Annotated in this window: 25 protein-coding genes and 1 tRNA gene; 5 read left to right on the forward strand and 21 right to left on the reverse strand. The window is 66.3% G+C overall.

The window, feature by feature from the left end; translation table 11 throughout:
- Positions 1–127: 127 nt before the first annotated feature.
- From PT015_RS10300 to argS, 12 genes are all read right to left on the reverse strand, one after another.
- Positions 128–1,318 carry a glycosyltransferase family 4 protein gene (locus PT015_RS10300; RefSeq protein ID WP_285190514.1) on the reverse strand — a complete coding sequence of 397 codons (1,191 nt, stop codon included), beginning with the start codon at positions 1,316–1,318 and terminating at the stop codon, positions 128–130.
- Between the two features lie 43 nt (positions 1,319–1,361).
- The gene (locus PT015_RS10305) at positions 1,362–2,015 is read right to left on the reverse strand and encodes an L-threonylcarbamoyladenylate synthase (RefSeq protein ID WP_285190515.1); all 654 of its coding nucleotides are present in this window, start codon (positions 2,013–2,015) and stop codon (positions 1,362–1,364) included.
- Positions 2,012–2,863, reverse strand: coding sequence for a peptide chain release factor N(5)-glutamine methyltransferase (prmC, locus tag PT015_RS10310; RefSeq protein ID WP_285190516.1), 852 nt, complete (start codon positions 2,861–2,863; stop codon positions 2,012–2,014). The genes PT015_RS10305 and prmC overlap by 4 nt, the downstream gene beginning before the upstream one ends.
- Entirely contained in the window at positions 2,863–3,936 is a 1,074-nt protein-coding gene (gene prfA, locus PT015_RS10315) for a peptide chain release factor 1 (protein ID WP_285190517.1), read from the reverse strand. Before prfA ends, prmC begins: the two co-directional genes overlap by 1 nt.
- Positions 3,937–4,017: 81 nt before the next feature.
- Positions 4,018–4,260, reverse strand: a complete 243-nt coding sequence (gene rpmE / locus PT015_RS10320) for a 50S ribosomal protein L31 (RefSeq protein ID WP_285190518.1) — start codon at positions 4,258–4,260, stop codon at positions 4,018–4,020.
- A gap of 145 nt (positions 4,261–4,405) precedes the next feature.
- On the reverse strand, positions 4,406–6,013 hold the full coding sequence (gene fadD1 / locus PT015_RS10325) for a fatty-acid--CoA ligase FadD1 (RefSeq protein ID WP_285190519.1): 1,608 nt from the start codon (positions 6,011–6,013) through the stop codon (positions 4,406–4,408).
- 166 nt (positions 6,014–6,179) lie between these two features.
- Positions 6,180–7,985 carry a transcription termination factor Rho gene (gene rho / locus PT015_RS10330; protein WP_390888014.1) on the reverse strand — a complete coding sequence of 602 codons (1,806 nt, stop codon included), beginning with the start codon at positions 7,983–7,985 and terminating at the stop codon, positions 6,180–6,182.
- Between the two features lie 313 nt (positions 7,986–8,298).
- Positions 8,299–9,234, reverse strand: a complete 936-nt coding sequence (thrB, locus tag PT015_RS10335; protein ID WP_285190521.1) for a homoserine kinase — start codon at positions 9,232–9,234, stop codon at positions 8,299–8,301.
- Positions 9,234–10,316: a threonine synthase gene (thrC, locus tag PT015_RS10340; RefSeq protein ID WP_285190522.1), complete on the reverse strand. Its 1,083-nt coding sequence runs from the start codon at positions 10,314–10,316 to the stop codon at positions 9,234–9,236. The genes thrB and thrC overlap by 1 nt, the downstream gene beginning before the upstream one ends.
- Entirely contained in the window at positions 10,313–11,635 is a 1,323-nt protein-coding gene (locus PT015_RS10345; RefSeq protein ID WP_285190523.1) for a homoserine dehydrogenase, read from the reverse strand. Before PT015_RS10345 ends, thrC begins: the two co-directional genes overlap by 4 nt.
- Before the next feature lie 9 nt (positions 11,636–11,644).
- Positions 11,645–12,979, reverse strand: coding sequence for a diaminopimelate decarboxylase (lysA, locus tag PT015_RS10350; protein WP_285191042.1), 1,335 nt, complete (start codon positions 12,977–12,979; stop codon positions 11,645–11,647).
- Between the two features lie 80 nt (positions 12,980–13,059).
- On the reverse strand, positions 13,060–14,712 hold the full coding sequence (gene argS, locus PT015_RS10355; RefSeq protein WP_285190524.1) for an arginine--tRNA ligase: 1,653 nt from the start codon (positions 14,710–14,712) through the stop codon (positions 13,060–13,062).
- 113 nt (positions 14,713–14,825) lie between these two features.
- On the opposite strand from argS, the gene PT015_RS10360 reads away from it, so the two are divergent.
- Positions 14,826–14,898 (forward strand) — tRNA-Arg (locus PT015_RS10360).
- Positions 14,899–15,380: 482 nt separating this feature from the next.
- On the opposite strand, the gene PT015_RS10365 is transcribed toward PT015_RS10360, so the two are convergent.
- Positions 15,381–15,623 (reverse strand): hypothetical protein, encoded by a 243-nt coding sequence (locus PT015_RS10365; RefSeq protein WP_285190525.1) that lies wholly within the window; start codon positions 15,621–15,623, stop codon positions 15,381–15,383.
- A gap of 202 nt (positions 15,624–15,825) precedes the next feature.
- Here PT015_RS10365 and PT015_RS10370 point away from each other — a divergent pair, with 202 nt between their 5' ends.
- Together PT015_RS10370 and PT015_RS10375 are read left to right on the forward strand one after the other, a co-directional pair.
- A complete protein-coding gene (locus PT015_RS10370; RefSeq protein WP_285190526.1) occupies positions 15,826–16,125 on the forward strand; it encodes a hypothetical protein in 300 nt (99 codons plus the stop codon).
- Between the two features lie 152 nt (positions 16,126–16,277).
- Positions 16,278–16,445 carry an excalibur calcium-binding domain-containing protein gene (locus PT015_RS10375; protein ID WP_285190527.1) on the forward strand — a complete coding sequence of 56 codons (168 nt, stop codon included), beginning with the start codon at positions 16,278–16,280 and terminating at the stop codon, positions 16,443–16,445.
- 10 nt (positions 16,446–16,455) lie between these two features.
- On the opposite strand, the gene PT015_RS10380 is transcribed toward PT015_RS10375, so the two are convergent.
- Together PT015_RS10380 and PT015_RS10385 are read right to left on the reverse strand one after the other, a co-directional pair.
- Positions 16,456–16,932: a hypothetical protein gene (locus tag PT015_RS10380; RefSeq protein ID WP_285190528.1), complete on the reverse strand. Its 477-nt coding sequence runs from the start codon at positions 16,930–16,932 to the stop codon at positions 16,456–16,458.
- 244 nt (positions 16,933–17,176) lie between these two features.
- The gene (locus PT015_RS10385) at positions 17,177–17,500 is read right to left on the reverse strand and encodes a hypothetical protein (protein WP_285190529.1); all 324 of its coding nucleotides are present in this window, start codon (positions 17,498–17,500) and stop codon (positions 17,177–17,179) included.
- 59 nt (positions 17,501–17,559) lie between these two features.
- Between PT015_RS10385 and PT015_RS10390 the strand changes: the two genes are divergently transcribed.
- Entirely contained in the window at positions 17,560–18,402 is an 843-nt protein-coding gene (locus tag PT015_RS10390; protein ID WP_285190530.1) for an FkbM family methyltransferase, read from the forward strand.
- Positions 18,403–18,405: 3 nt separating this feature from the next.
- On the opposite strand, the gene PT015_RS10395 is transcribed toward PT015_RS10390, so the two are convergent.
- On the reverse strand, positions 18,406–18,792 hold the full coding sequence (locus PT015_RS10395) for a DUF2237 family protein (protein ID WP_285190531.1): 387 nt from the start codon (positions 18,790–18,792) through the stop codon (positions 18,406–18,408).
- Positions 18,785–19,669, reverse strand: coding sequence for an LLM class flavin-dependent oxidoreductase (locus PT015_RS10400; protein ID WP_285191043.1), 885 nt, complete (start codon positions 19,667–19,669; stop codon positions 18,785–18,787). Before PT015_RS10400 ends, PT015_RS10395 begins: the two co-directional genes overlap by 8 nt.
- A 62-nt stretch (positions 19,670–19,731) precedes the next feature.
- Between PT015_RS10400 and PT015_RS10405 the strand changes: the two genes are divergently transcribed.
- Positions 19,732–20,121, forward strand: a complete 390-nt coding sequence (locus tag PT015_RS10405) for a VOC family protein (RefSeq protein ID WP_285190532.1) — start codon at positions 19,732–19,734, stop codon at positions 20,119–20,121.
- Here the strand turns inward: PT015_RS10405 and PT015_RS10410 are convergent.
- Genes PT015_RS10410 through cysD form a run of 4 tightly spaced genes read right to left on the reverse strand, consistent with a single transcriptional unit; the run spans position 20,118 to position 24,131 of the window.
- Positions 20,118–20,600, reverse strand: a complete 483-nt coding sequence (locus PT015_RS10410) for an Rrf2 family transcriptional regulator (protein ID WP_285190534.1) — start codon at positions 20,598–20,600, stop codon at positions 20,118–20,120. The genes PT015_RS10405 and PT015_RS10410 overlap by 4 nt on opposite strands.
- Before the next feature lie 29 nt (positions 20,601–20,629).
- Positions 20,630–21,358 carry a 3'(2'),5'-bisphosphate nucleotidase CysQ gene (locus PT015_RS10415; RefSeq protein ID WP_285190535.1) on the reverse strand — a complete coding sequence of 243 codons (729 nt, stop codon included), beginning with the start codon at positions 21,356–21,358 and terminating at the stop codon, positions 20,630–20,632.
- Entirely contained in the window at positions 21,355–23,208 is a 1,854-nt protein-coding gene (gene cysC, locus PT015_RS10420) for an adenylyl-sulfate kinase (protein WP_285190536.1), read from the reverse strand. Before cysC ends, PT015_RS10415 begins: the two co-directional genes overlap by 4 nt.
- Positions 23,208–24,131, reverse strand: coding sequence for a sulfate adenylyltransferase subunit CysD (gene cysD / locus PT015_RS10425; RefSeq protein ID WP_285190537.1), 924 nt, complete (start codon positions 24,129–24,131; stop codon positions 23,208–23,210). The genes cysC and cysD overlap by 1 nt, the downstream gene beginning before the upstream one ends.
- Between the last annotated feature and the right edge of the window lie 100 nt (positions 24,132–24,231).

Here is a 24,231-nt window from a genome sequence, read left to right on the forward strand (position 1 = left end):
AAGGGACCGCTCCCCTTTGTCGGTCGTTAGTCGGCAGGAGCGGAGCGAACTCCGTCTACCGGTGGCCGGCAACCCGCGAGGTTAATTCGGGTTCTACCAGCACCGTACCACATCGGGAAGGACTCTACTACTCTTCGTCGTAGACGTTGTCACCGCGTCGGAAGAGCGGAATCAGCGTCGCAAAAACCGCAATTGCCATCGCGCCCAACATGACGGCGGCGGTATGGCGCGGGTTGAAAAAGATCGTGCTCGCCGTACCGAAAGCGACAATGCCGACCCACAAATAGATGATCAGCACCACCCGTCGATGCGAATGTCCGATCTGCAGCAGCCGGTGATGCAAATGCATCTTGTCGGGGCTGAACGCACTTTGCCCGGCCCGCGTCCGGCGCACGATCGCCAGCAGTAGATCGAGCATCGGCACAAACATCACGGCCACCACCAACAGGAACGGCGAGAGCAGAGCAAACACATCGCGGGCGCCGTAGGCGGTCTGCGAGATGGGTCCCGCGGCCGTGGTCGACGCCGCCGCGAGCATGAGACCGATCAGCATCGAACCGGAGTCACCCATGAAGATCTTGGCCGGATGGAAGTTGTGCGGCAGGAAACCCAGACACGCTCCGGCCAGCACCACAGAGATCACCGCGGGCGGGTAGAACAGCACGTCGCCGCCGTGGTCGCGGAGCAGCCCGACCGAAAACATGCAGATCGCCAGCGCGGTGATGATGCCCAGCCCCGCGGCCAGCCCGTCGAGTCCGTCGACGAAGTTCATCGCGTTGACGATCGAGACGGTCAGAGCGAGCGTCAACAGGATCGACGACACCTGGTCCAACACGATCGTCCCGACCCCACCCAGCGGGATATAGAGGACACTCCACGCGACGCCCATCGTGACGAGCACGCTGGCCGCGGTGATCTGACCGGCGAATTTCGTCAGCGCGTCGAGGCCCCAGCGGTCGTCGATCAGGCCGATGCCCATGATCAGACCGCCCGCCAGTACCACCGCGGGCATGCCGGTCGAGTAGACGAAGCCGCGAGTGAGCGCCGGCAGCTGCGAGGCCAGGAAGACCGCGGCGACGACGCCGATGTACATCGCCAGGCCGCCCATCCGCGGTGTGGGCGTGACGTGTACATCGCGCTCGCGCGGGTAGGCGACGGCGCCCAGCCGGGTGGCGAGCACCCGCACCGGCCCGGTGGCGAAGTAGGTGATGATCGCGGCCGTCAGACCGACGAGTGCGAGTTCTCGCAAGGGAACGCCGGCGCCGCGATCGGCCAGGGCCAGCAGACCGCCGGCGAGGTTGTCGGCGCCGCTGAACATCCGAAAAACCTTACTGAATCGCCCTGAGATCGCACTGAGTCGGTCAGGCGGTGAGACTTTCGGCGGCGATGCCGAGCACCTCGGCGATCCGCTCGGCGCTGACCGGACCGGATCGCAGGATGCGGGGCTCGGGACCGGTCAGGTCGAGGATGGTCGACGCCGCCTGCTGAGCGGCCTGTCCGCCGTCGAGGTAGACGTCGACGAGGTCACCCAACTGCTGGCGGGCGTCACCGGCGTTGACCGCTGGCGGACGCCCGGAGATGTTGGCGCTGGAGACCGCCATCGGCCCGACCTCGCGCAGCAGTTCGATCGCGACCGGATGCAACGGCATCCTCAGCATCACCGTGCCGCGCGCGTCGCCGAGATCCCACTGCACCGACGGAGCCTGGCGGACGACCAGGCTCAGCGCGCCGGGCCAGAACGCACGCACGAGAGCGCGCATCGAGGTGGACACCGTCATGGCCAGGCCGTCGATGGTGTGCCATGAACCGACCAGCACGGGGACCGGCATGTCGCGGCCGCGGCCCTTGGCGGCCAGCAGTGCGGCCACCGCGGCGCTGTTGAACGCATCGGCGCCCACGCCGTAGACCGTGTCGGTCGGAAGCACCACCAGGCCACCGTTTTTCACAGCCGCGGCCGCCGATGTGATTGCCCGCGAACGCTGTTCGGGATCGGTGCAGTCGATCGTCTCGGTCATGACGGGCCGCCTGCCCGCCGGGCCGTCACGAATCGGGGGCGTCCACTGAGGTCGCGCCGGGGCACAATGTCATCGAAAGCTGTTGATGCACTGATCAGTTCGACGGTCCGCTCGGACGTGGTGTCGTCGTGCTCGACGGCGAACAGGCCGCCGGGGCGCAGCAGTCGTTCGGCCACCTCGATGATGGGTCCGATGACGGCCATGCCGTCGGGGCCGCCGAACACGGCGTGCGACGGATCGTGGTCGAGGACTTCAGGTTCCAGATCCGCACCATCCGGCACATAGGGCGGGTTGGACACCAGCAGGTCGACCCGGCCGTCGAGTTCGCTCAGGAGCCCGGGCGCGGTGACGTCGTGGTGCAGCAACTGCACGGTCGTGCCGGCGGCGTTGGCGCGCGCGTAGCCCAGGGCCGTATCGGAGTCGTCGACGCCGATCACGCGGGCCGTCGGCCAGCGCCGCGCCAGACCGAGCGCCAGCGCGCCCGAGCCCGTGCACAGGTCGACGATCACGGTGGGCTCCGGAAGTCGTTGCGCACCGGCCCATTCCAGCATCGACTCGGTCTCCGGCCGCGGGACGAACACCCCGGGCCCGACCGTCAGCGTCAACGGGCCGAACGCGGCCGTCCCGGTCAGGTGCTGCAACGGGATTCGTCGCGAGCGAGCGGCGATCGAATCGCGGTAGTGGTCGAAGAACGCGTCGTCGGGCGTCGCGAGCATCGCCAGCCGGCCCCGATCGGTGCCGGCCAGATGCGCGGCCAACTCCTCCGCGTCGTAACGGGCCGAATCGATGCCGGCCTCCGCGAGCAGCGTTGTCGCCGAATCGATCGCGCAACGCAGCCGGGTCAGCATCATGCCTGCTGCAGCCGGGCTTGCTTGTCGGCGGCGCCCAGGGCGTCGAAGAGCGCATCCAGGTCGCCGTCGAGGACCTGATCGAGGTTGTGCGCCTTGAAATTGATGCGGTGGTCGGCGATCCGGTTCTCCGGAAAGTTGTATGTCCGAATGCGTTCGCTGCGGTCCACCGTACGGATCTGGCTGGCCCGGTCGGCCGACGCGTCGGCCTGCGCCTGCTCCTCGGCCAGCGACTGCAGCCGGGCCGCGAGCACCAGCATCGCGCGGGCCTTGTTCTGCAGCTGCGATCGTTCGTTCTGGCAGGTGACGACAATTCCGGTGGGCAGGTGGGTGATTCGCACCGCCGAGTCGGTGGTGTTGACGCCCTGACCGCCCTTACCGGACGACCGGTAGACGTCGATCCGCAGATCCGAATCGTCGATCTGCACCTCGCCCACTTCTTCGGGCTCGGGGTAGACCAGTACGCCAGCCGCCGAAGTGTGCACGCGGCCCTGAGATTCCGTGACCGGCACGCGTTGCACGCGGTGCACGCCGCCCTCGAACTTCAGCTTCGACCACACGCCATCCAGCGAGTCGCCCTTGCTGGCGATCGTCAGCGTCGCATCCTTGTAACCGCCCAAGTCCGAATGAGTTTCGTCCAACACCGTCACGGTCCAGCCGTGGCGTTCGGCGTACCGGACGTACATCCGGGCCAGGTCGGCCGCGAACAGCGCCGACTCTTCCCCGCCCTCACCGGACTTGACCTCGAGCACCACGTCGTCGGCGTCGTGCGGGTCACGCGGCGCCAGCATGTCGCTGAGCTTGGTCTCCAGCTCGTCGACGCGCGCTTCCAACTCGGTGATCTCGTCGGCGAACGATGCGTCATCGGCGGCCAATTCGCGTGCGGTGTCGAGATCCTCACGCGCAGTGGTCAGTTGGCGGAAGGTCGCCACGATCGGAGCGATCTGAGCGAACCGCCGGCCGACCTTGCGCGCGTTGGCGGCATCGCTGTGCAGTTCGGGATCGGACAGCTTCTTCTCGAGGTCGGCATGCTCGGCCACCAGGGCGTCGATCGCCGGTCCGCCTTGCGTCATGCTCACCTCCTCGCTGGACTCCCGCACATGAAACGACGCCCGTCCTGCGCGATTGTCGCGGCAGTCCGGGCGTCGATCGTGCTACTTGTCGGCCGAAGCTTCCTGCTCGGCGCCGGCCTTGCGCTTGCCGTAGCGGCGCTCGAAGCGGGCCACGCGGCCTCCGCTGTCCAGAATCTTCTGCTTACCGGTGTAGAACGGGTGGCACTGCGAGCAGACCTCGACCACGATGTGGCCGCTCTCCTTGGTGCTCCGCGTCTGGAAAGTATTTCCGCAACCGCAGACCACGGTGGTCTCGCCGTATGCGGGGTGAATGTCAGCCTTCATGGTGTCCTCTTCAATCGTGGGCCGCCGGGTCGCCAGACCGTGCTGAAAAATCTGACGTGAACCGGAACCCGAACTTCGGCTGCTGATTATGCCAGTTCAGCCGCTATCGCCCTAAACGCGCGCCAGCGCCGGGACATTCCCGCCGCTAGCTTTGTCTGAGCTGGGCTTTTGCGGGCCGATCGACGACGTCATAGCTGGTGGCGCGGCCGACTCGGGTCCATAGCGCACCGCCGGGCGGGCTAGCGCCCTGGGCGCTGAGCTGGCGTTTGAGGATCTTGTTCGTGGCGGTGGTGGGCAGCGAGTCGGTGATCCAGACGTGCCGGGGCCAGGCTTTCGGCGAGAGGTCGGGCTGGCCGGCCAGAAATTCGCTGAGCTCCCCCGGAGTCAGGGCGGCGCCGTCGACCAGCACGAGAGCGGACATCACCTGGTCGCCCACCTGCTCGTCGGGCACCGCATAGACCGCTACCTGGCTTACCGCGGGCAGTCGTTGCAGGATCCGCTCGATCGGCGCGGTGGTCATGTTCTCGCCGTCGACGCGCAGCCAGTCGCCGCTGCGACCGGCGAAGTAGATCCAGCCGTCGGCGTCGCGGTAGGCCAGGTCGCCGGACCAGAACATGCCGTTGCGCAGGCGCGCGTCGGTGGCGGCCTTGTCGTTGTAGTAACCGGCGAACAGGCCGGCGCCGGTGGTGTTGACCAGTTCACCGATCGCATCGTCGGGGTTGGTCAGCGCGCCGTCGGCGTCGAACTCGGCGACCGCGCATTCGGCGAGAGTGTCGGCGTTGTAGATCGCGACGCCCGGAAAGCCTTGTCCCAGTGAGCCGGGCGGGCAGCCGTCCTCGCGGGTGATGATGATCGCGCCTTCGCTGGAGCCGAACCCGTCCCAGACTGTGCAGTCGAAACGCCGGCTGAATTCGGCGATGTCGCGATCGCTGGCCTCGTTGCCGAACGCGACGCGCAGCGGGTTGTCCGCGTCGTCGGGATCTTCGGGGGTGGCCAGCACGTAGGCCAGCGGCTTCCCGACGTAGTTCATGTAGGTGGCGCCGTACCGGCGCAAGTCGGACAGCAGCCGCGACGCCGAGAAGGTGGCTGGCACCATTGCCGAACCGGAGCCGACGGCCACGCTCCAGCCGGCCAGCAGCGCGTTGGAGTGGAACAGCGGCATCGACAGATAGCAGACGCCGTTCGAGTCGACGTCGAAACGACCAATCAGGTTGGCGCCAGCGAAGATAACGGTCAGATGGGTGACCTGGACGGCCTTCGGCTCACCGCTGGTTCCAGACGTGAAGATCATCATCAGCGTGTCGGTCGGCTTGACCTCGCGATGCGGGACCAGCGACCCCGCCGAGGCGAGCAATTCCGACCACTCGTCGCTGCTGACGTCGATGACGCGGACACCGGACAGGTCCAAGCCGTCGAGCAGGCCGCGGTGGTCAGGATCGGTGAGCAGGATCTGGCAATCGGCGCGGGCGATGTCTTTGGCCAGCGCGGCGCCGCGACGGGTGTCGTTGATGCCGCACAGTACGTAGCCGCCCAACGCGGCCGCGGCCATTGCGGTGAGCATGTCGGGCGTGTTGCCCAGCAGCGCACCGACATGTAGCGGGCGGGCGGCGTCGGCAATGCCGATCAGCGCGGCGGCCGATGCGGATGCGTCGGCGAGATGCTCACGCCAGGTCCAAACGCGGTCGTCGTACTTGACGGCCGGCGTGGAGTCGTCGCTGCGCTCACGCAGCAGCTGCTGGACAGTGTCCGCCACGGCTCACCACTTTCCCCGTCGGTCTTCGACAGGGCGCACGTTACCGTCGCGACAACAGTACTGATGCAAGACCGCCATCGTCGGCGGCCGGCACCGGTGTGCTAATCGGCTCAGGCCGATTCGATCGACTCCTCAGCGGGCCGCACTCGGCCCGCATCGTCATCGATCAGTCGTTGTCCATGCCGGGTGTCGTCTTGGACACCTGGACCAGGAACTCGTAGTTGTTCTTGGTCTTTCGCAGCTGCGACATCAGCAGGTCGATGGCCTGGTGCGAGTCCAGACCCGAAAGCACGCGGCGTAGCTTGTGCACGATCGAGAACTCATCGGGCGAGAGCAACAGTTCGTCCTTGCGGGTGCCCGACGGGTTGACGTCCACGGCCGGGAACACCCGGCGCTCGGAGATCTTGCGGTCGAGCTTGAGCTCTGCGTTACCCGTTCCCTTGAATTCCTCGAAAATGACTGTGTCACCGGTGGATCCGGTCTCGACCATCGCGGTGGCGATGATCGTCAGCGATCCGCCCTCTTCGATGTTGCGGGCGGCGCCGAGGAATCGCTTCGGCGGGTAGAGCGCGGTCGAGTCGACACCACCGGACAGGATGCGGCCCGACGCCGGCGACGCGTTGTTGTATGCGCGGCCGAGGCGGGTGATCGAGTCCAGCAGCACCACAACGTCTTTGCCCTGTTCCACGAGTCGTTTGGCGCGTTCGATGGCCAGCTCGGCAACCGCGGTGTGGTCGGTCGGCGGGCGGTCGAACGTCGAGGCGATGACCTCACCCTTGACCGAACGCGTCATGTCGGTGACCTCTTCAGGGCGCTCGTCGACGAGCACCACCATGAGATGACATTCCGGGTTGTTCCTGGTGATCGCGTTGGCGATGTCCTGCATGATCGTGGTCTTACCGGCCTTGGGCGGCGACACGATCAGCGCGCGCTGTCCCTTGCCGATCGGCATGATCAGGTCGATGACCCGGGTGGTCAGCTTGTCGCCGGAGGTCTCCAGACGCAGCCGCTCGTTCGGGTACAGCGGCGTCAGCTTGGTGAAATCGGGCCGGTTCCGGGCGTTTTCAACGGGTCCGCCGTTGACGGTGTCCAGCCGCACCAGCGGGTTGAACTTCTGTCGCTGATTCTGCTGTTCCCCGTCCTTGGGCACCCGAACCGCGCCGGTGACCGCATCGCCACGGCGTAAACCGTTCTTGCGCACCATGTTCATGGAGACGTAGACGTCGTGCGGGCCGGCGAGGTACCCCGAAGTCCGGACGAACGCGTAGTTGTCGAGCACGTCGAGGATTCCGGCCACTGGCTGAACGACATCGTCTTCACGCAGTTCGGTGTCGCCACCGCCGTTGCCGCTGTCACGGGGGCCGTCACCGCGGCGGCGACGTTCGCGGAACCGGCGGCCGCGGCGTCCACCACGTCCGTCGCCGTCGTCGTCGTTCTGGTTCTGGTTCTGGTTTTGGTTGCCGCGGTTCTGTTGTCCGCCGCCCTGCTGGTCGCCGCCCTTGTCGGAATCCTTGTCGGAGTCGCGGTTCTCGGACTTGTTGTCCTGCTGGTCGCGGGCCGGCTTGTCGTTGCCGTTGTGCTGCTTTTTGTCGTTCTTATCCGACTTTTCATTCTTGTCGGACTTGTCGTTCCGCTCCCCCGCGTGGTTGTCATCGGTGGAAGGCTTGTCGCCGGAATCGCTCTGAGCCGCGTTGTTGTCGGCGGCCGCGACGGTGTCGGACTTGGTGTCGTGGTTGTCCGACTCACCATTGGCGCCGCCGTTGGTCGACGCGCCATTGGATTGACCGCCCTGACGAGATTCCCGGATCGCGGCGATCAGTTCGCTCTTGCGCATTCCCGAGGTGCCCTTGACGCCGGACCGGTTGGCCAGCGCGCGCAGTTCGGGAAGCACCATCGATGCCAGCGAGCCGTCCGACGCGTTTGATTGGGCGTCGTTCTCGCTGGAAGTTTGTGAGGTCACGGGGTTCGACACACTGTCGTTGTCAGTGCTGTCGCCAGCCGTAACGAGGTCCGTATCAGTCACGGATTTCCTTTCTCTCCCTCGCTGATCGACTCAAGCCAGGGGTTCGTTGCATTCAGCCAATTCGCCGAGTGCTGCCAAAGATCGACTCTGCAACGGTGATTGCCAGGATTGGCGATGTAAACGGCGAACCATCGTCCACGAGAAGAATTTGGTGTTCGTCCTAGTGTTGACGCAGATGCAGATGCTGCGATTGCTGGACGGCTCCGAGGATAACCTGCTTCGATGCCGGAAGCAAGAAGCCCCTTCCCCGCGTCGAGGGACGCTAGCTGGGGACTGCCACGCCGGAAGTCCAGCGCACCCCGTCGCCCGCCGTCATCTCGCTGACCGCAAACCCATTTGCGGTGGCGTATTCCAGCACCTCGGCCGGCAGTTGGGGAGCTGTGCTCAGTGCGATCACTGCTGGACCAGCTCCGGAAAGCGCAGCTGCCACTCCACAACGGCGCAGGAGCTGCAGATATTCCTCCGAGGCGGGCATCGCGGGCGCACGCTGCGGTTGGTGGAGCACGTCCTCGGTCGCGGCCATCAGCAGGTCGGGCCGCTCGGTCAGGGCGACCACCAGCAAAGCGGCCCGGCTGACGTTGAAGCGCGCATCCTCGTGGCTGACCTGGGTGGGCAGCAGCACCCGCGTTTCGACGGTCGACGAGCGTTGCGTCGGGACGGCCGGAAACAGCCGGATCTCGGGATGTAGCCGTAGCTGCGCGGCCGAATAGGTGGGCGCGCCCGCGCTGGTGTCGGTCCACGACACGACGGCTCCACCGAGGACCGCCGCGGCGGCGTTATCGGGATGGCCTTCGAACTCTGACGCCAGTTGGATCAGCTGACTCTGGGCCAGCGGCGTCAAACCCGCCTGCACGAGAAGACCATTCACCGCGCCAAGCCCGCCGACCACAGCCGCGGCCGACGAGCCCAAACCACGAGAGTGTGGAATCGCGTTGCGGCAGCGCACTTTCAGACCAGGAGCGGTGACGCCGGCGGCCTTGAGACCGTGCTGGACGGCGCGAACGACGAGATGCCCTTCGTCGAGGGCCAATTCGCCGGTGCCCTCACCATCGACGTCGACGACCAAACCGGAATCGGTTGTCTCGACCACGATTTCGTCGTAAAGGCTCAGCGCCAGGCCGAGGCTGTCGAAGCCGGGCCCGATATTTGCGCTGGACGCCGGTACGACCGAGCTGCCCAGCAGCCCGGGAGCCAGCACTAGGCCAACCCCAGTTTGGCAACCACCGCGACGGGATCGACCGGGACGGGTTCGACGGTCGGCATGTCGCGCAGCGCGGTGTCGGGATCCTTGAGGCCGTTGCCGGTCACGGTGCACACGACGGTCGAACCGGGCTTGACCCAGCCGTCGGCGACGGATTTGAGCAGGCCGGCGACGCTGGCCGCGGATGCCGGCTCGACGAAGACGCCTTCGGTGGCTGCTACCAGGTGATACGCGGCTAGAATCTCGTCGTCAGTGGCGGCCAGGAAGCGCCCGTCGGACTGTTCCTGGGCGGCGACGGCCGGGCCCCACGACGCGGGCGACCCGATCCGGATGGCCGTGGCGATCGTCTCCGGGTTCTTCACCGGCTCGCCGGACACCAGCGGCGCGGCGCCGGCGGCCTGGGTGCCGAGCATCCGCGGAAGCTTGGTACTCACACCGTCGGCGTGGTACTCGGAGTAGCCCTTCCAGTACGCGGTGATGTTGCCCGCGTTGCCCACTGGTAGGGAGTGGATGTCGGGCGCATCGCCCAACACATCCACGATTTCGAACGCAGCGGTCTTCTGCCCCTCGATGCGCACCGGGTTGACCGAGTTGACCAACGCGATTGTCGGGAAGTCGGCGACGATTTTGCGGGCCACCTCCAGACAGTCGTCGAAGTTCCCGTCGACCTGAATGATCTTGGCGCCGTGCATGACTGCCTGCGCCAGCTTGCCCATCGCGATCTTGCCCTGCGGGATCAACACCGCACAGGTGATGCCGGCGCGAGCGGCGTACGCCGCGGCGGACGCGGAGGTGTTGCCGGTCGACGCACACATCACCGCCTGCTGGCCGCGGGCAACGGCGTCGGTGACGGCCATCGTCATGCCACGGTCCTTGAAAGAGCCGGTGGGGTTGAGGCCTTCGACCTTCAGGTGCACCGTGCAGCCGATCTCGGCCGAGAGTCGGGGCGCCGAGATCAACGGGGTGCCGCCCTCGAGCAGCGTGACCGGAGTCCAGTTGTCGCCGACGGGTAATCGATCGCGGTAGGCCTCGATCAGGCCCGGCCACTGGCGATGAACGGCCGCCTTGGACGGGGTCATGCGTTGGTTCCTTCCAGCCGCAGGACGCTGGCCACGCCCTGCACCACATCGAGTTCGGCCAGCGCGTCGACGGTTTCGGACAGCGCGGCGTCCGTCGCGGTGTGCGTGACCACGACAACGCGCGCCCCGACGCGCCGCCCGCCCTTACCGACCACGCCTTCCTGGCGGACCTCGGCGATGCTGACCCCGCGCTTGGCGAATTCGGCTGCGACGGTGGCCAAGACACCCGGCTTGTCGGCGACGTCCATGTTGACGTAGTAGCGCGTCGGGATGACACCCATCGGCGCGACCGAAAGTTGGGCGTACTTCGACTCTTTCGGCGCCCGGCTGCCCAGGACCCGGTTGCGGGCGGCCATCACCAGGTCACCCGTAACCGCCGACGCGGTCGGCGCTCCCCCGGCGCCCTGGCCGTAGAACATCAGCCGACCGGCGGCCTCCGCCTCGACCACGACGGCGTTGAACGCGCCGTTCACCGTGGCCAGCGGGTGCTCCAACGGCACCAGCGCGGGATACACCCGGGCCGAAACCCGTTGCTGCTCATCGTCGGTCGTGATCCGCTCACAGATAGACAGCAGCTTGATCGTGCAGCCCAACGCGCGGGCCGAGGCGAAGTCGTCGGGGCTGATCTTGGTGATGCCCTCGCGGTAGACGTCGTCCGCGGTCACGCGGGTGTGGAACGCGATGGAAGCCAGGATCGCCGCTTTCGCCGCCGCGTCGTAGCCCTCCACGTCGGCGGTCGGGTCGGCCTCGGCGTAGCCGAGTGCGCCCGCGTCGGCCAGGGCCTTCTCGTAGTCGGCGCCCGTGCTGTCCATCTCGGACAGGATGTAGTTGGTGGTGCCGTTGACGATGCCGGCCACCCGCTGCACGGTGTCGCCGGCCAGCGACTGGGTCAGCGGGCGGATCACCGGGATGGCCCCGGCGACCGCGGCCTCGAAATACAGGTCAACGCGGGCCTTCTCGGCGGCCGCCGCGAGTTCACCGGTGGCAATCGACAGCAGCGCCTTATTGGCCGTCACCACGGACTTACCGTGCTCGAGTGCCGACAGAATCGCCTTGCGCGACGGCTCGACCGGCCCCATCACCTCGACCACGATGTCGACGTCGTCGCGAGAGACCAGCGTGTCGATGTCCTCGGTGAGCAGGTCGACCGGAACGCCACGGTCGTCGGCCACCCGCCGTACGCCGACGCCCCGCAGGATCAGCGGCGCTCCGACGCGGGCCGCGAGGTCGTCGGCGCTCTCCTCGATGATGCGGACCACCTCACTGCCCACATTGCCCAGCCCCAAAACCGCTACACCGACCGGCTTCTCATCGCTCATCTGCGCCACTCACCTCACTTCCAGACTCAGCAGATCGTCGACCGTCTCCCTGCGCAGGATCAGACGGGACTCTCCGTCGCGCACGGCCACCACCGCGGGGCGACCGATCAAGTTGTACCGACTCGACAGCGAATAGCAGTACGCGCCGGTTGCGGCGACCGCCACCAGATCGCCGGGTGCGATGTCGTCCGGCACCCATGCATCGCGCACCACGATGTCGCCACTCTCGCAATGCTTCCCGACGACACGCCCCAGCGTCGGCCCCGCGTCGGTGGTCCGGGACACCAGACGGACGTCGTAGTCGGCGGCGTACAGCGAGGTGCGGATGTTGTCGCTCATCCCGCCGTCGATGCTGACGTAGCGCCGGTGCGCGGTCGCGCTGACGCCGACGTCCTTCACCGTGCCGACCTCGTAGAGGGTGATCGTCCCGGGACCGGCGATCGCGCGGCCGGGTTCGACGACCAGACGCGGCGCCGGCAGTCCCACCGCCGCTGACTCGCTGCGGACGATGTCGCCGAGCTTGTCGGCGAGTTCGCTGACCGGAGGGGGGTCGTCGTTGGGCAGATACGAGATGCCAAGGCCGCCACCGAGATCGACGGTTGCGATCTGCGCGGTCTTGTCGACGCCGAATTCGGCAACCACGTCGCGCAACAGGCCGATGACCCGGTGCGCGGCGATCTCGAAGCCGCCGACGTCGAAGATCTGCGAGCCGATATGACTGTGCAGACCCACGAGGCGGAGGTTGTCGGCGGCGAACACCCGCCGAATGGCGTCCATCGCCGCACCGTTGGACAGCGACAAGCCGAATTTCTGGTCTTCATGGGCGGTGGAGATGAACTCGTGGGTGTGTGCCTCGACTCCGACGGTGACGCGGACCAGCACGTCCTGCACGACACCCGCCTCGCCCGCGATGGCGTCCAGCCGTTCGATCTCGATCAGTGAGTCGACCACGACGTGCTTGATGCCGGTCTTGACGGCGGTGGTGAGTTCGGCGACCGATTTGTTGTTGCCGTGCAGGGCAATCCGATCGGGCGGGAAGTCGGCGTGCATCGCGACGGCCAGCTCGCCACCGGTGCAGACGTCCAGCGAAAGACCTTCTTCGTTGATCCAGCGGGCGATCTCGCTGCACAGAAAGGCTTTACCGGCGTAGTGCACGTTGGCGCCGCCGCCGAAAGCGGCCGCGATCTCACGGCACCGTGACCGGAAGTCGTCCTCGTCAATGACGAACAGCGGGGTGCCGTAGTCGCGGGCCAGCGCCTGCAGCGAGACGCCGGCGATGCTGACCGAGCCGTCGTCGCCGCGAACCGTGTTGAGCGGCCAGACATTCGGCGCGAGCTGCAGCATCTCTTCTGCCGAGTCCGGCCGCGGCGGTACTCCCCCGTGGTGGAACTCTTCGGCGTGGCGGGGGCCGGCGGGGTGTGCGTTCACATTCGCTCCGGAGCAGTCACGCCGAGGATGGCCAGACCGTTGGCGATCACTTGGCGGGTCGCCTGGCAGAGCGCCAGGCGCGCGGTGTGCAGTTCGTTGGCTTCCTCGTCGCCCTGCGGCAACACCCGGCAGGCGTCGTAGAACCGGTGGTAGTCACCGGCGAGGTCTTCGAGGTAGCGGCTTACCCGGTGCGGTTCCCGCAGGGACGCAGCGGTTTTCAGCACCCGAGGGAACTCGCCCAGGTTACGGATCAACGCGCCCTCTTTGTCGTGAGTGAGCAGCTCGAGGTGACTGGTCTCGGGGATCAGTCCGAGTTCGGCGGCGTTGCGGGCCAGCGCCGAGAGTCGGGCGTGCGCGTATTGCACGTAGTAGACCGGGTTTTCGTTGGATGCCGACGACCACAGCGCGAGGTCGATGTCGATCGGGGTGTCCACCGACGAGCGGATCAGGCTGTAGCGCGCCGCATCGACGCCGATCGCCTCGACCAGATCGTCGAGGGTGATGACGGTGCCGGCCCGTTTGCTCATCTTGACGGGTTGCCCGTCGCGCACCAGGTTGACCATCTGGCCGATGAGCACCTCGACGGTGCCGGGGTTATCGCCGAACGCCTCGGCAGCGGCCTTGAGGCGCTTGACGTAGCCGTGGTGGTCGGCGCCGAGCATGTAGATGCACAGGTCGAAGCCGCGACCCCGCTTGTCGATGTAGTACGCGAGGTCACCGGCGATGTAGGCGTGGTTGCCGTCGCTCTTGATCACGACGCGGTCCTTGTCGTCACCAAAAGCGCTGGTGCGCAACCAGGTTGCGCCGTCCTTCTCGTAGATGTTGCCGTTCGCGCGGAGGCGCTCGATGGCCTGGTCGACGCGGCCGCTGGTGTGCATCGAGTCCTCGTGGGTGAAGACGTCGAAGTCGGTGCCGAATTCGTGCAGCGACTTCTTGATGTGGTTGAACATCAAGTCGACGCCGATCCGCCGGAACGTCTCGTGCTGCTCGGTGTCGGGCTGGTTCAGCGCGTCTGGCACCTGCGCGACGATCTGCTTGGCGATGTCGGCGATGTAGTCACCCGCGTAGCCGTCTTCCGGTGTGGGCTCGCCTTTGGCCGAGGCGATCAGCGAATTGGCGAACCGGTCGATCTGCGCGCCGTGGTCGTTGAAGTAGTACTCGCGCGTGATGGCGGCGCCCTGCGTGGTGAGCAGCCGGCCGAGCGCGTCGCCGACCGCGGCCCAGCGGGTGCCGCCGATGTGGATCGGGCCGGTGGGGTTGGCCGAGACGAACTCGAGGTTGATCTTGTGACCCGCTTCGGCGTCGGAGTGGCCGTAGGTGTGGCCGGCGTCGATGATGTTGTTGACGATCAGGCCCTGCGCCGAGGCGTCCAGGCGCAGGTTGATGAAGCCGGGCCCGGCGACCTCCGCCGAGGCGATGCCGTCGGCTTTCGTCAAGGCGTCGGCCAGCCATCCGGCCAGCTCACGCGGGTTGGCGCCGACCTTTTTGGCCACCTGCAGCGCCAGATTGCTGGCGTAGTCGCCGTGCTCGGGGTTGCGGGGCCGCTCGACGGTGATCGCCACCGGCAAAGCGGCGGTGTCGAGGCCATGCTCGGTCAACACCGCGGTCGCGGTGACCCTCAGCAGCTCGGCCAGATCGGCGGGATTCACGCAGGCCATCCTATTGGTTGGGGTGCGCTGGCTTCGAATCCATTCCAGTGCCAGACCTGGCGCTGTGATGCGTTAGTCTGTCGTGGCCCGTTGGCGCAGCATTTCTCGCGTGCGCCCCCGTAGCTCAGGGGATAGAGCGTCTGCCTCCGGAGCAGAAGGCCGCAGGTTCGAATCCTGCCGGGGGCACTCACCGTTTGACGGCACGATCCTTCATCCAGGCGAATCCGGCGTTGCGTGATTGCCGGTGATTAATCCCTTGTAAACGATGCCGCTAGCGCCAATCGGCCGCTCACTCAGCGGGTACTGCTACTGCGACGGCGGGCGCCTACCGGCAGGGCAAAGATCCGACCGCATATTTCGCTTTTGGAGGCCGGAATGTTGTTTCTCACGAAGAAGATGGTCCTTGCCGCGATCGGGGCGGCGTTCCTGCTTGCGGTTCCCGCGGGCGAGGCCGCGGATGCCTACGCCGACCCAGGCCCGAGCCAACCTTGTCCGAGCTGCGCTTCCGGAGTGGACCCTTCGGATCATGGCATTCCGCCCGGTGGCAGCGCCGCTGGCGGTGGTCAGCGAACGGAGGGTGGCGGCGGGAAAATGGGAGGAAAGGCCGCGCCCGCCAAACCGGCTAAACCGGTCAACCCCTAGGGCTCGAGCGCCGAGTCAAGTCGCGATCAGCGCGCTATCCGGCGCGGGACGGCGGCGACTGCTCGTTGCCAGTTCGTCGCGATGATGCAGACGTCGCCGATCCGGGCGATCGCAGCGGCCTCACAATGCCCGCAATCGCATTGCGTCGGATGGGTCAACAGTTCCTCGACGACGCGGCGCACCAACGCCGTGGTAACCACTTCGCTCGCCGCCTGCGCGGCGTTGAAGCAGTCGATGGCGATCAAGCTGTCGGCATCGGCCATCCGCATGATTGCCATTGTGCGGGCGCGAACCTGGCACGGGTTGGTGCGACACCTGCCAACTTGCTGCTCGCTGCCTTTCGCGCGTCGAAGCGGGCGACCCGACGGCGGTGCCGAACCAGCGACATGTCCTCGCTACGGTGCCGCCGCGACGCTGGTCCGGGCCCCTTCGCCTCCCCAAATTGTCACCTTGAGCAGGTAAAATAGGGTTATGTGCGCCGGTCCAGACTTCTTCACGGCAGAGAATGCCCAAGCCGAGTTCGACAACGCATTACGGGATGCGATTCTTCTTGGCCGACCTCACGCCGTGACCTGCCCAACGAACCTGGACGACGACACAGTTTGGGCAATCAATGCCTTAGCTGCCGAATATCCGCGCCCACGCTTCGAATCCATCATGGCCGCGTTTCAAGAATTTGCCTGGCAACGAAACGGAACGCACCGAGATATGGACAGACCCGCGAGGGAAGCCGCAATTGCCGAAGTCGTGGCGAAGTCCGGCTGGAAGTAAAGGTTCAGAGATCTGCTGCCGTAACCGCCAACTCTCATCAAAGCCCCATCGAGTAGCCCAGCGACGGCTAGATTCGCTTCGCCGGTATCAGGGCCTAGTTTTCGGGGGAAATTTCAATGGTTCGTGCAGCACTCGTTGCCACTGTCACCGCTATGGGATTCATCGGCGCGACGGTCGTCGCCCCAGGCGCTTACGCGGGCGGACCGTACGACAACTGTAAGCAGGCACATGCCGACGGTCGTTACAACATTCCCAAGGGCGATCCAGACTATCGCTCGAAGTTAGACCGCGACGGCGACGGAATCGCCTGCGAGGGCTGACTTTAGGCGCTCAGAAGCTGAACAACGTGTAGTCGCCGAACGGGGTGATCAACGTGTCGGTGATCGAGTTGAGCGCTCCGGCGACGCCGGGGATATCGACGAACTGGTTGGAAAACCCGCTGCCGAGTTCCATGACGTCGATCTGACTACCGGCCGGCAGGTAGGTGGCCAGAAAGCCGCCGTTGTCGGTCACCACAAGGTCCCAGTTCATCACGGCACCGGTGAAGGGGTTCAGCGTCTCGACGCCCGACCCCTGGATGAAGTCGTTGTAGGGCAGGTTGATGTTGGAGTCCAGGGCGTCGATGCCGGCATGCCCTTCCAAAATGTTCTGGAACAGCGTCGTGCTCAACTCCGTATTGAAGACCTGGTCACCGGGGTCGAGTGTGTAGATGAAAGTGTCGTCCGCGTGTGCGGCGGACATCTGCATCAGCAGTGCGGCGGCAAACCCGCCAGCACAGGTAGTGAGGGTCGTCAGGCGATGGTTCATGGCTGCTCCCGAGGGTTCTAGCTGGCGGTATTCAGGAATCCAGCTAACTTAACAAGTGCTGAGATCGTTCATATGAATTCCTGAACCCAGGCCAATGAAATTCCCAAAATGTAGGGAAAACCCTTATTCGCCCATGCCCGGGCCCCCGAAGCAGCAATGACGGAGGCCTCCATGCCAACTCACCGAACCCGCGCCGGAGTATCTACCGTTTGAATCGCTTACTTCACAACCAGATTCGGAGTCGCTACTGGCACCCGCCCGGCCCGGCGGGAACCGGGCCCTGCTGCGGCGGGGTGAAAAGCCCCGGCGGTGGCGGCGGCTTCACGCACTGCACGACCACATACGCAGGCGCTCCCGGAGCAGCGCGGTTGATGGCGCGCCAGTAGGAGCCGTCCTCGTAGGGCACACCGTCGCACGACGGCTGGGTCGGCGACATCATGTCGACGGTTCCGCCACCGGGGCAGAAGTGGGCACTGAGGTCCGGCTTGTGTGGGTCTGGGTCGGCGTGGCCGAGCGGCGCGGTCAACAGGGCGGCGGCAATCGCCGCTCCGATCATCACGGGCTTCATGACCGGCATTCTATTTCGCCCGCCTCGCAGTCGCGCCAAGCGCGTGCGATTATCCGCACATGACCTCGGTGCACCTGCTCCGTGACCTGGTGCGATGCTCGAAGCTCACCAGCATCCTCGACATCGGCGCCAACCCTATCGACGGCGACCCGCCGTACAAGGAGATGCTCGGCTACGGCCTGTGTTCGGTCACCGGATTCGAGCCCCAGCAGCAGGCGCTTGCAACGCTGCAGCAGCGCAAGGGTCCGCTGGAGAAATACCGCCCCGAGGTGGTCGCCGACGGACGCGACCACCGGTTGAGGATCACCAAAGCTCCGGGCATGACCAGCCTGCTGGCTCCGGACCGCAACCAGCTGCGACTGTTTCACCCGTTCGCTGACCTGGGCGCGGTCCTCGAGGAACACGACGTCCAGACGCACCGGCTCGACGATCTCGATATCGACGACTTCGATCTGCTCAAGATCGACGTCCAGGGCTCGGAGCTGATGGTGTTCCAGAACGGCCGCGGTCGGCTCGAGAATGCGGTCGCCGTGCAAACCGAAATGTCGTTGGTGCCGCTGTATCACGGTCAACCAACCTTCGGCGACGTGGACAACGAGCTGCGGTCGCAGGGATTCATGCCACATTCCATCGCGGACGTGAAGCGTTGGGCGATCGCACCCACGGTGTTCGACAACAATTTCTACGCTCCAGGCAATCAGGTTCTCGAGGCCGACCTGGTCTACATTCGCGACCTCGCCCACCCGGAACGCATGACCAGCGAACAACTTTCGCACCTGGCGATGATCGGCTTCCACATCTACGGATCCGTCGATCTCACGGTCTACTGCATCCTGGAACTCCAGCAGCGTGGGCGCGCCGACGACGACGCCGTCGAGCAGTTGATGCAACTCTTCGACTGAGAACTACAGGCCGCCCAGATCGTCGGGAACGTCGACGGCGTGCTCCTGCAACGCCTCGACCGGAACGATGTCGAGCGTTCGCTCGTGCGTCGACGCCAGCACCACGGGTGCGGCGCGGCCGTCGCGGTAGGCCACCAGCCAGTTGCCGGCGGTCACGCACCAGCGATCACCGGGCACCAGCCCGGGAAACCTGAACTGCGGCATGGGCGTTGAGAGGTCGTTGCCGATCGAGCGTTGATGCTCGAGAAACTCGGCGGTGACCACCGCGCAGATCGTGTGCCGACCAATGTCTTCGGGCCCGGTCGAGCAGCAGCCGTCGCGGTAGAAGCCGGTGAGCGGTTCGCTGCCGCAGGGCTCCAGCGGACCACCCAGCACGTTGCGCTCAGGCATCGAACGCGCTCGCGATCTCCGCGGCGCGGCGCAGCTGGTCGGTATCGGAACTCGTTGGGATGAGCTGAATTTCGTCGGTGCCGACGGCTTCGAACGCGCGCAGCACGGCGATCAGGTCGTCCTCGGTGCCGGCGAACCCGGTCGTCGGCGCCATCGCGTCGACGTACTCGGCCGGAATCCAGTTCATGTAGCGACGCAGATGCGTGTGCACCTGCTTGCGGGCTTTCTCGACGGGTCCCAAGGCGAACCAGAACGACGTCGCGAGGTGCGGCGCGGGCTTCCCGGCCTTGGCCCAGGCCTGGCGTGCGACGTCGAAAAGTTCGTTCTGCCTCGCGACATCGAGATCGAGCGTCGTCCCGGCCAGACCCTCAGCCCACGCGGCGGCGCTGCGCAGCGTCTTCGGTCCGATCGTCCCGACCAGCAGCGGCGGGCCACTCGCCTGCATCGGAGCGGGCCCGACGGGCAGCACCGACTCGGTGACCTTCTCGCCGGCCCAGACTCGTTTCATGACCGCGGCTCGCTCGGCCATCCCGCGGATGGTCTGTGTCGACGGATCGGCGCCAACCGCGACGTAATCCTCCACGCGGCCGCCGACGCCGAGGCCCACGGTCAACCGTCCCCCGCACAACATGTCGCCGGTTGCCAGCGCCTTGGCCAACATGACCGGGTCGTGCAACTGCGGCACGATCACCGTCGTCACCAGCCGCACGCGGTCGGTCCACGCCGACAGTGCGCCCATCAACGACAGCGTCTCGGGGTTGTCGAAGGCCATCCGCTCGCCCCAGCACAACGACGCGAACGGTCCGTCGTCGATCGTGCGCGCCCATTCCCGCAACACGGCGGCGTCCAAGTCCGGCTCCATTACCGGCATGGTCATCGATACCTGCACGATCGCGATTCTGGCACGCACATCGGCAGAGTGGTTGACTGGCAAGCACAATGCCCATCGCGTTCAACCACACCATCGTCGCCGCGCACGACAAGCGGCAGTCCGCCGAGTTCGTCAGCGAACTGTTCGGCCTGCCCGGCCCGCAGCCGTTCGGCCCCTTCCTGGTCGTCACCCTCGAGCACGGCGCCAGCCTCGACTACGCCGAGGTGGCCGCCAGCGAACAGATCCGCCCGCAGCACTACGCGTTTCTGGTTTCCGAGGACGACTTCGACGCGATCTACGCCAAGATCTCCGCGCGCGGGCTGCAGCACTGGGCCGACCCGGCCGGCAAACGGCCCGGCGAATTCAACACCAACGACGACGGGCGCGGCGTCTACTTCCAGGACCCCGCAGGTCACTACCTCGAAATCATCACCCGGCCGTACGGCTCGGGCAGTTAGCTCGCGGAGCGGGGTCCACGACGTAGCGCCTGCTGGTCGCGGTAGTCGTCGGCCAGGCGGCCGACATGTTCGGGCAATGAACCGGCGGCGACGTCGGCCAGGCTGGTCTCCTCGAGCACCGAGCGCATGCTGGCCCGCAACGCCCGCCAGACGTCGGTCAGCGCCGCGGTCGCGCCGGAGTACGGCAGATCGCCCAGGCCGATGTCGCGAACGCTGGCCAGCGGGCCGTCGATGCAGCGCAGCACGTCGGCAATGCTGATTTCGGTTCCGGGACGCGATAATTCGTATCCGCCGTCGCGGCCACGGTGACTGCGTACCAGGTGATCGGCGCGCAGCGCGGACAGGATGTCGACGAGAAACTGCGGTGGGATGCCCTGCGCGGTGGCCAGCTCGTCGGTGGTCATGCGAACGCCGTCGCTGGCGGTGGCCAGTTCCACCATCGCCCGCACCGCGTATTCCGCCTTCGCCGACATCCGCATGGAATGAGATTCTCCCACCCGGTCACCACTCAGCTGGTAACGGCAAGCACCGCGTCGGCGTATTCGGGGCGGCACACGATCAGGTCCGGCAACGTCGGGTCGGAGCGGTTGTACTCCAGCGGCGACCCGTCGATGCGGGAGGTGTGCAGCCCGGCGGCGCGCGCGACCGCGACCGGTGCGGCCGAGTCCCACTCGTACTGGCCACCGGCGTGGACGTAGACGTCGGCGATGCCCTGGATGACGGCGGCGACCTTCGCGCCCGCCGATCCCATCGGCACCAGCGTGCCGTTCAGCGCCTCGCGCACTTTGAGCGCGATTTCCGGCGGACGGGTGCGGGAGACGACGATCCGCGGCTCGCCCGAATACGCCGGTGGCGGAACGGGATCCGGGGTGGCCAGCGTGACACCCTGCGCGGGCAACGCCACCGCGCCGGCGACGAGCGCGCCGGATTGCCACAGCGCGACGTGCACGGCCCAGTCTTCGCGGCCGAGTTCGGAGAATTCCCGAGTGCCGTCCAGCGGGTCGACGATCCACACCCGTTGGGCGTTCAGCCGAACCGGGTCGTCGACGCCTTCCTCGGAGAGCACCGCGTCGTCCGGCCGCTCGCGGGTCAGCGCTTCCATCAGGTAGTCATGAGAGCGCTTGTCCCCGGCGGCTTTTCGGTCCGCCTCGGTCGCGTCGGCGAGTTCCTCGCGCACCCCGAGCAGAAGTCGACCCGCTTCGGTGGCCAGTCGCGCCGCGAGCTCGTGATCGGTCATGGCCTTTCCTCGATCAGGTCGATGACGAGCTGCGCGAGCTCGTCGAGGCTGCGATCCGGGACGAGACGCAGGTCCGGATTCTTCGGTCGCTGGTAGGGGCTGTCGATCCCGGTGAAGTGCGTGATCTCACCCGCCCGCGCCTTAGCGTAAAGGCCTTTGGGGTCGCGGCGCTCGCAGTCTTCCAGTGGGGTGTCGCAGAAAATCTCGACGAAGTCGAGCCCGGCGTCGGCGTGCACGCCGCGCGCCAAGGCGCGATGCTCGGCCAGCGGACTGATCGCCGGCACCAGCACGACCTGTCCGGAGTCCGCGATCAGCGCGGCGACGTGCGCCAGCCGCCGCAGATTCTCTGCTCGGTCTGCCATGCTGAAACCGAGATCGGCGTTCAGACCGTGCCGCAGGTTGTCGCCGTCGAGAACAAAAGCGGGAACGCCTTTTTCGAGCAGCTTGCGCTCGACCAGCATGGCCACCGACGACTTACCCGACGCCGACAAACCGGTGAACCACAACGTCCGACCGCGGGTGAGGCGGTCCGTCGCGGTGACCAGGTTCGCGTGCCGGACGGTGTTGGGGCTCGACGCCAGCGAGGTCGCCTCACGCAGCACCATGCCCGCGGCGACCGTGCCGTTGGTGTGCGGGTCGATCAGGATGAACGATCCGGTGCTGGCATTGCGGGTGTACTCGTCGAGCAGCAGCGGAACCTGGGAGCGCAGCGAGACGCGACCAAGCTCGTTGAGCTGCAACGCCTTTGCATCCTTGTCACGGCGCAGTGTGTTGACGTCGAGCCGGTAGTCCAACGCGGTGACCCGCACCCGGGTGGTCTGAGTGGTGTGCTTGATCAGGTAGTCGCGGCCCGGTTCGAGCGCCGCGGCGTCAGCCATCCAGCACACGGTCGCGTCGAATTCCTGGGTGATGCGCGGCGCGTTGGAGGGCCGCGCGATCATGTCGCCACGCGAGATATCGATGTCGTCGGCCAAACTCACCGACACGGCCATCGGCGGAAATGCCTCGGCCACAGGACCATTGGGGCCCTCGATCGCGGTGATGCGGGTCGGCTTGCCGGTGGGCAGCACGACGACGTCGTCGCCCGGGCGCATCACCCCGCTCGCGACCGTGCCGGCGTAGCTGCGGTGGTCCTGGTGCTCTTTGGTCTGCGGCCGGATGACGTATTGCACCGGGAACCGGACGTCGACGAGGTTTCGATCAGCCGCGACATAAACCTCTTCGAGATGCGACAGCAGTGCGGGTCCGTCGTACCACGGCGTGTGCTCGGACTTGCTGACCACGTTGTCACCGTGCAGTGCCGACATCGGGATCGTCAGCACGTCCTGGACGTCGAGTCGGGTCGCGAAGGCGTGGAACTCGTCGCGGATCGCCTCGAAAGCATCCTTGTCCCAGTCGATCAGGTCCATCTTGTTGACCGCGAGCACGATGTGCTCGATGCCGAGCAGCGACGCCAGGAAGGTATGCCGGCGGGACTGCTCGAGCAAGCCGTGGCGCGCGTCGACCAGCACGATCGCCAGCTGCGCGGTGGACGCGCCGGTCACCATGTTGCGGGTGTACTGGATGTGGCCCGGGGTGTCAGCGATGATGAATTTTCGCTTGGGAGTAGCGAAGTAGCGGTAGGCGACGTCGATCGTGATGCCCTGTTCGCGCTCGGCGCGCAGTCCATCGGTCACCAGCGACAGGTCGGTGTATTCGTGACCGCGGTCCTTTGACGTGCGCTCGACCGAGGCCCACTGGTCGTCCATCACGGCTTTGGAGTCGTAGAGCAGCCGCCCGATCAGCGTGGACTTGCCGTCGTCGACCGAACCGGCGGTCGCGATGCGCAGCAGTGTCGTTGACGCGCCCATCAGAAGTACCCCTGCCTCTTGCGGTCCTCCATGCCGGCTTCGGAGATCCGGTCGTCGGCGCGGGTGGCGCCGCGCTCGGTGAGTCGCGAAACCGCTGTCTCGGCAACCACTTCGGCGACGGTGGCCGCCTCGGATTCCACACAGCCGGTGCAGGTGACGTCGCCGACGGTGCGGAAGCGGACCGTCTTCTCGACGACCTTCTCGTCGCTGCGGGGTTGTAGGTGGCGGTCGACCGCCAGCAGCATCCCGTCGCGCAGGAAGACCTTGCGCTGGTGGGCGTAGTAGATCGACGGCAGCTTGATCTTCTCCGCGCCGATGTAGGACCAGATGTCGAACTCGGTCCAGTTGGACAGCGGGAACACCCGGATGTGTTCACCCTTGTGGTGGCGGCCGTTGTAGATGTTCCACAGCTCGGGCCGTTGTGCCTTGGGGTCCCACTGGCCGAACTCGTCGCGGAAGCTGAACACCCGTTCCTTGGCGCGTGCCTTCTCCTCGTCGCGGCGGGCACCGCCGAACGCCGCGTCGAAGCTGTTCTCCCGGATGGCCCGCAGCAGCGTGACGGTCTGCAGGGGGTTGCGCGAGGGGATGGTCTCGACGACCCGGCCGGCGTCGATGTCGTCCTGCACCTTGGCCACCACCAACCGCACGCCGGTTTCTTCGACCAGCTCGTCACGGGTGGCGATCACCTCGTCGAAGTTGTGGCCGGTGTCGACGTGCATCACCGGGAACGGCAGGCGCCCGGGCGCGAACGCCTTGAGCGCCAGATGCAGCATCACGATCGAGTCCTTGCCGCCGGAGAACAGCAGCACCGGCCGCTCGAACTCGGCGGCCACCTCGCGAATGATGTGAATCGCCTCGGCCTCCAGCGAGCGCAGATGGCTCAACTCGTACTGCCCGGCGGCGGGCGCGTCTTGGCTCACCATCTACTCTCCACATTCTCGGTAAAGTTGGTAGATTTGGTCAAGATTACAGACATTACCGAGTATGTAACCAGCGGCGGGGACGTCTGTCAACGAATTCGTT

Origin of the sequence: Candidatus Mycobacterium wuenschmannii (genome assembly GCF_030252325.1) — a bacterium.
Classification (GTDB): Bacteria; Actinomycetota; Actinomycetes; order Mycobacteriales; family Mycobacteriaceae; genus Mycobacterium; species Mycobacterium wuenschmannii.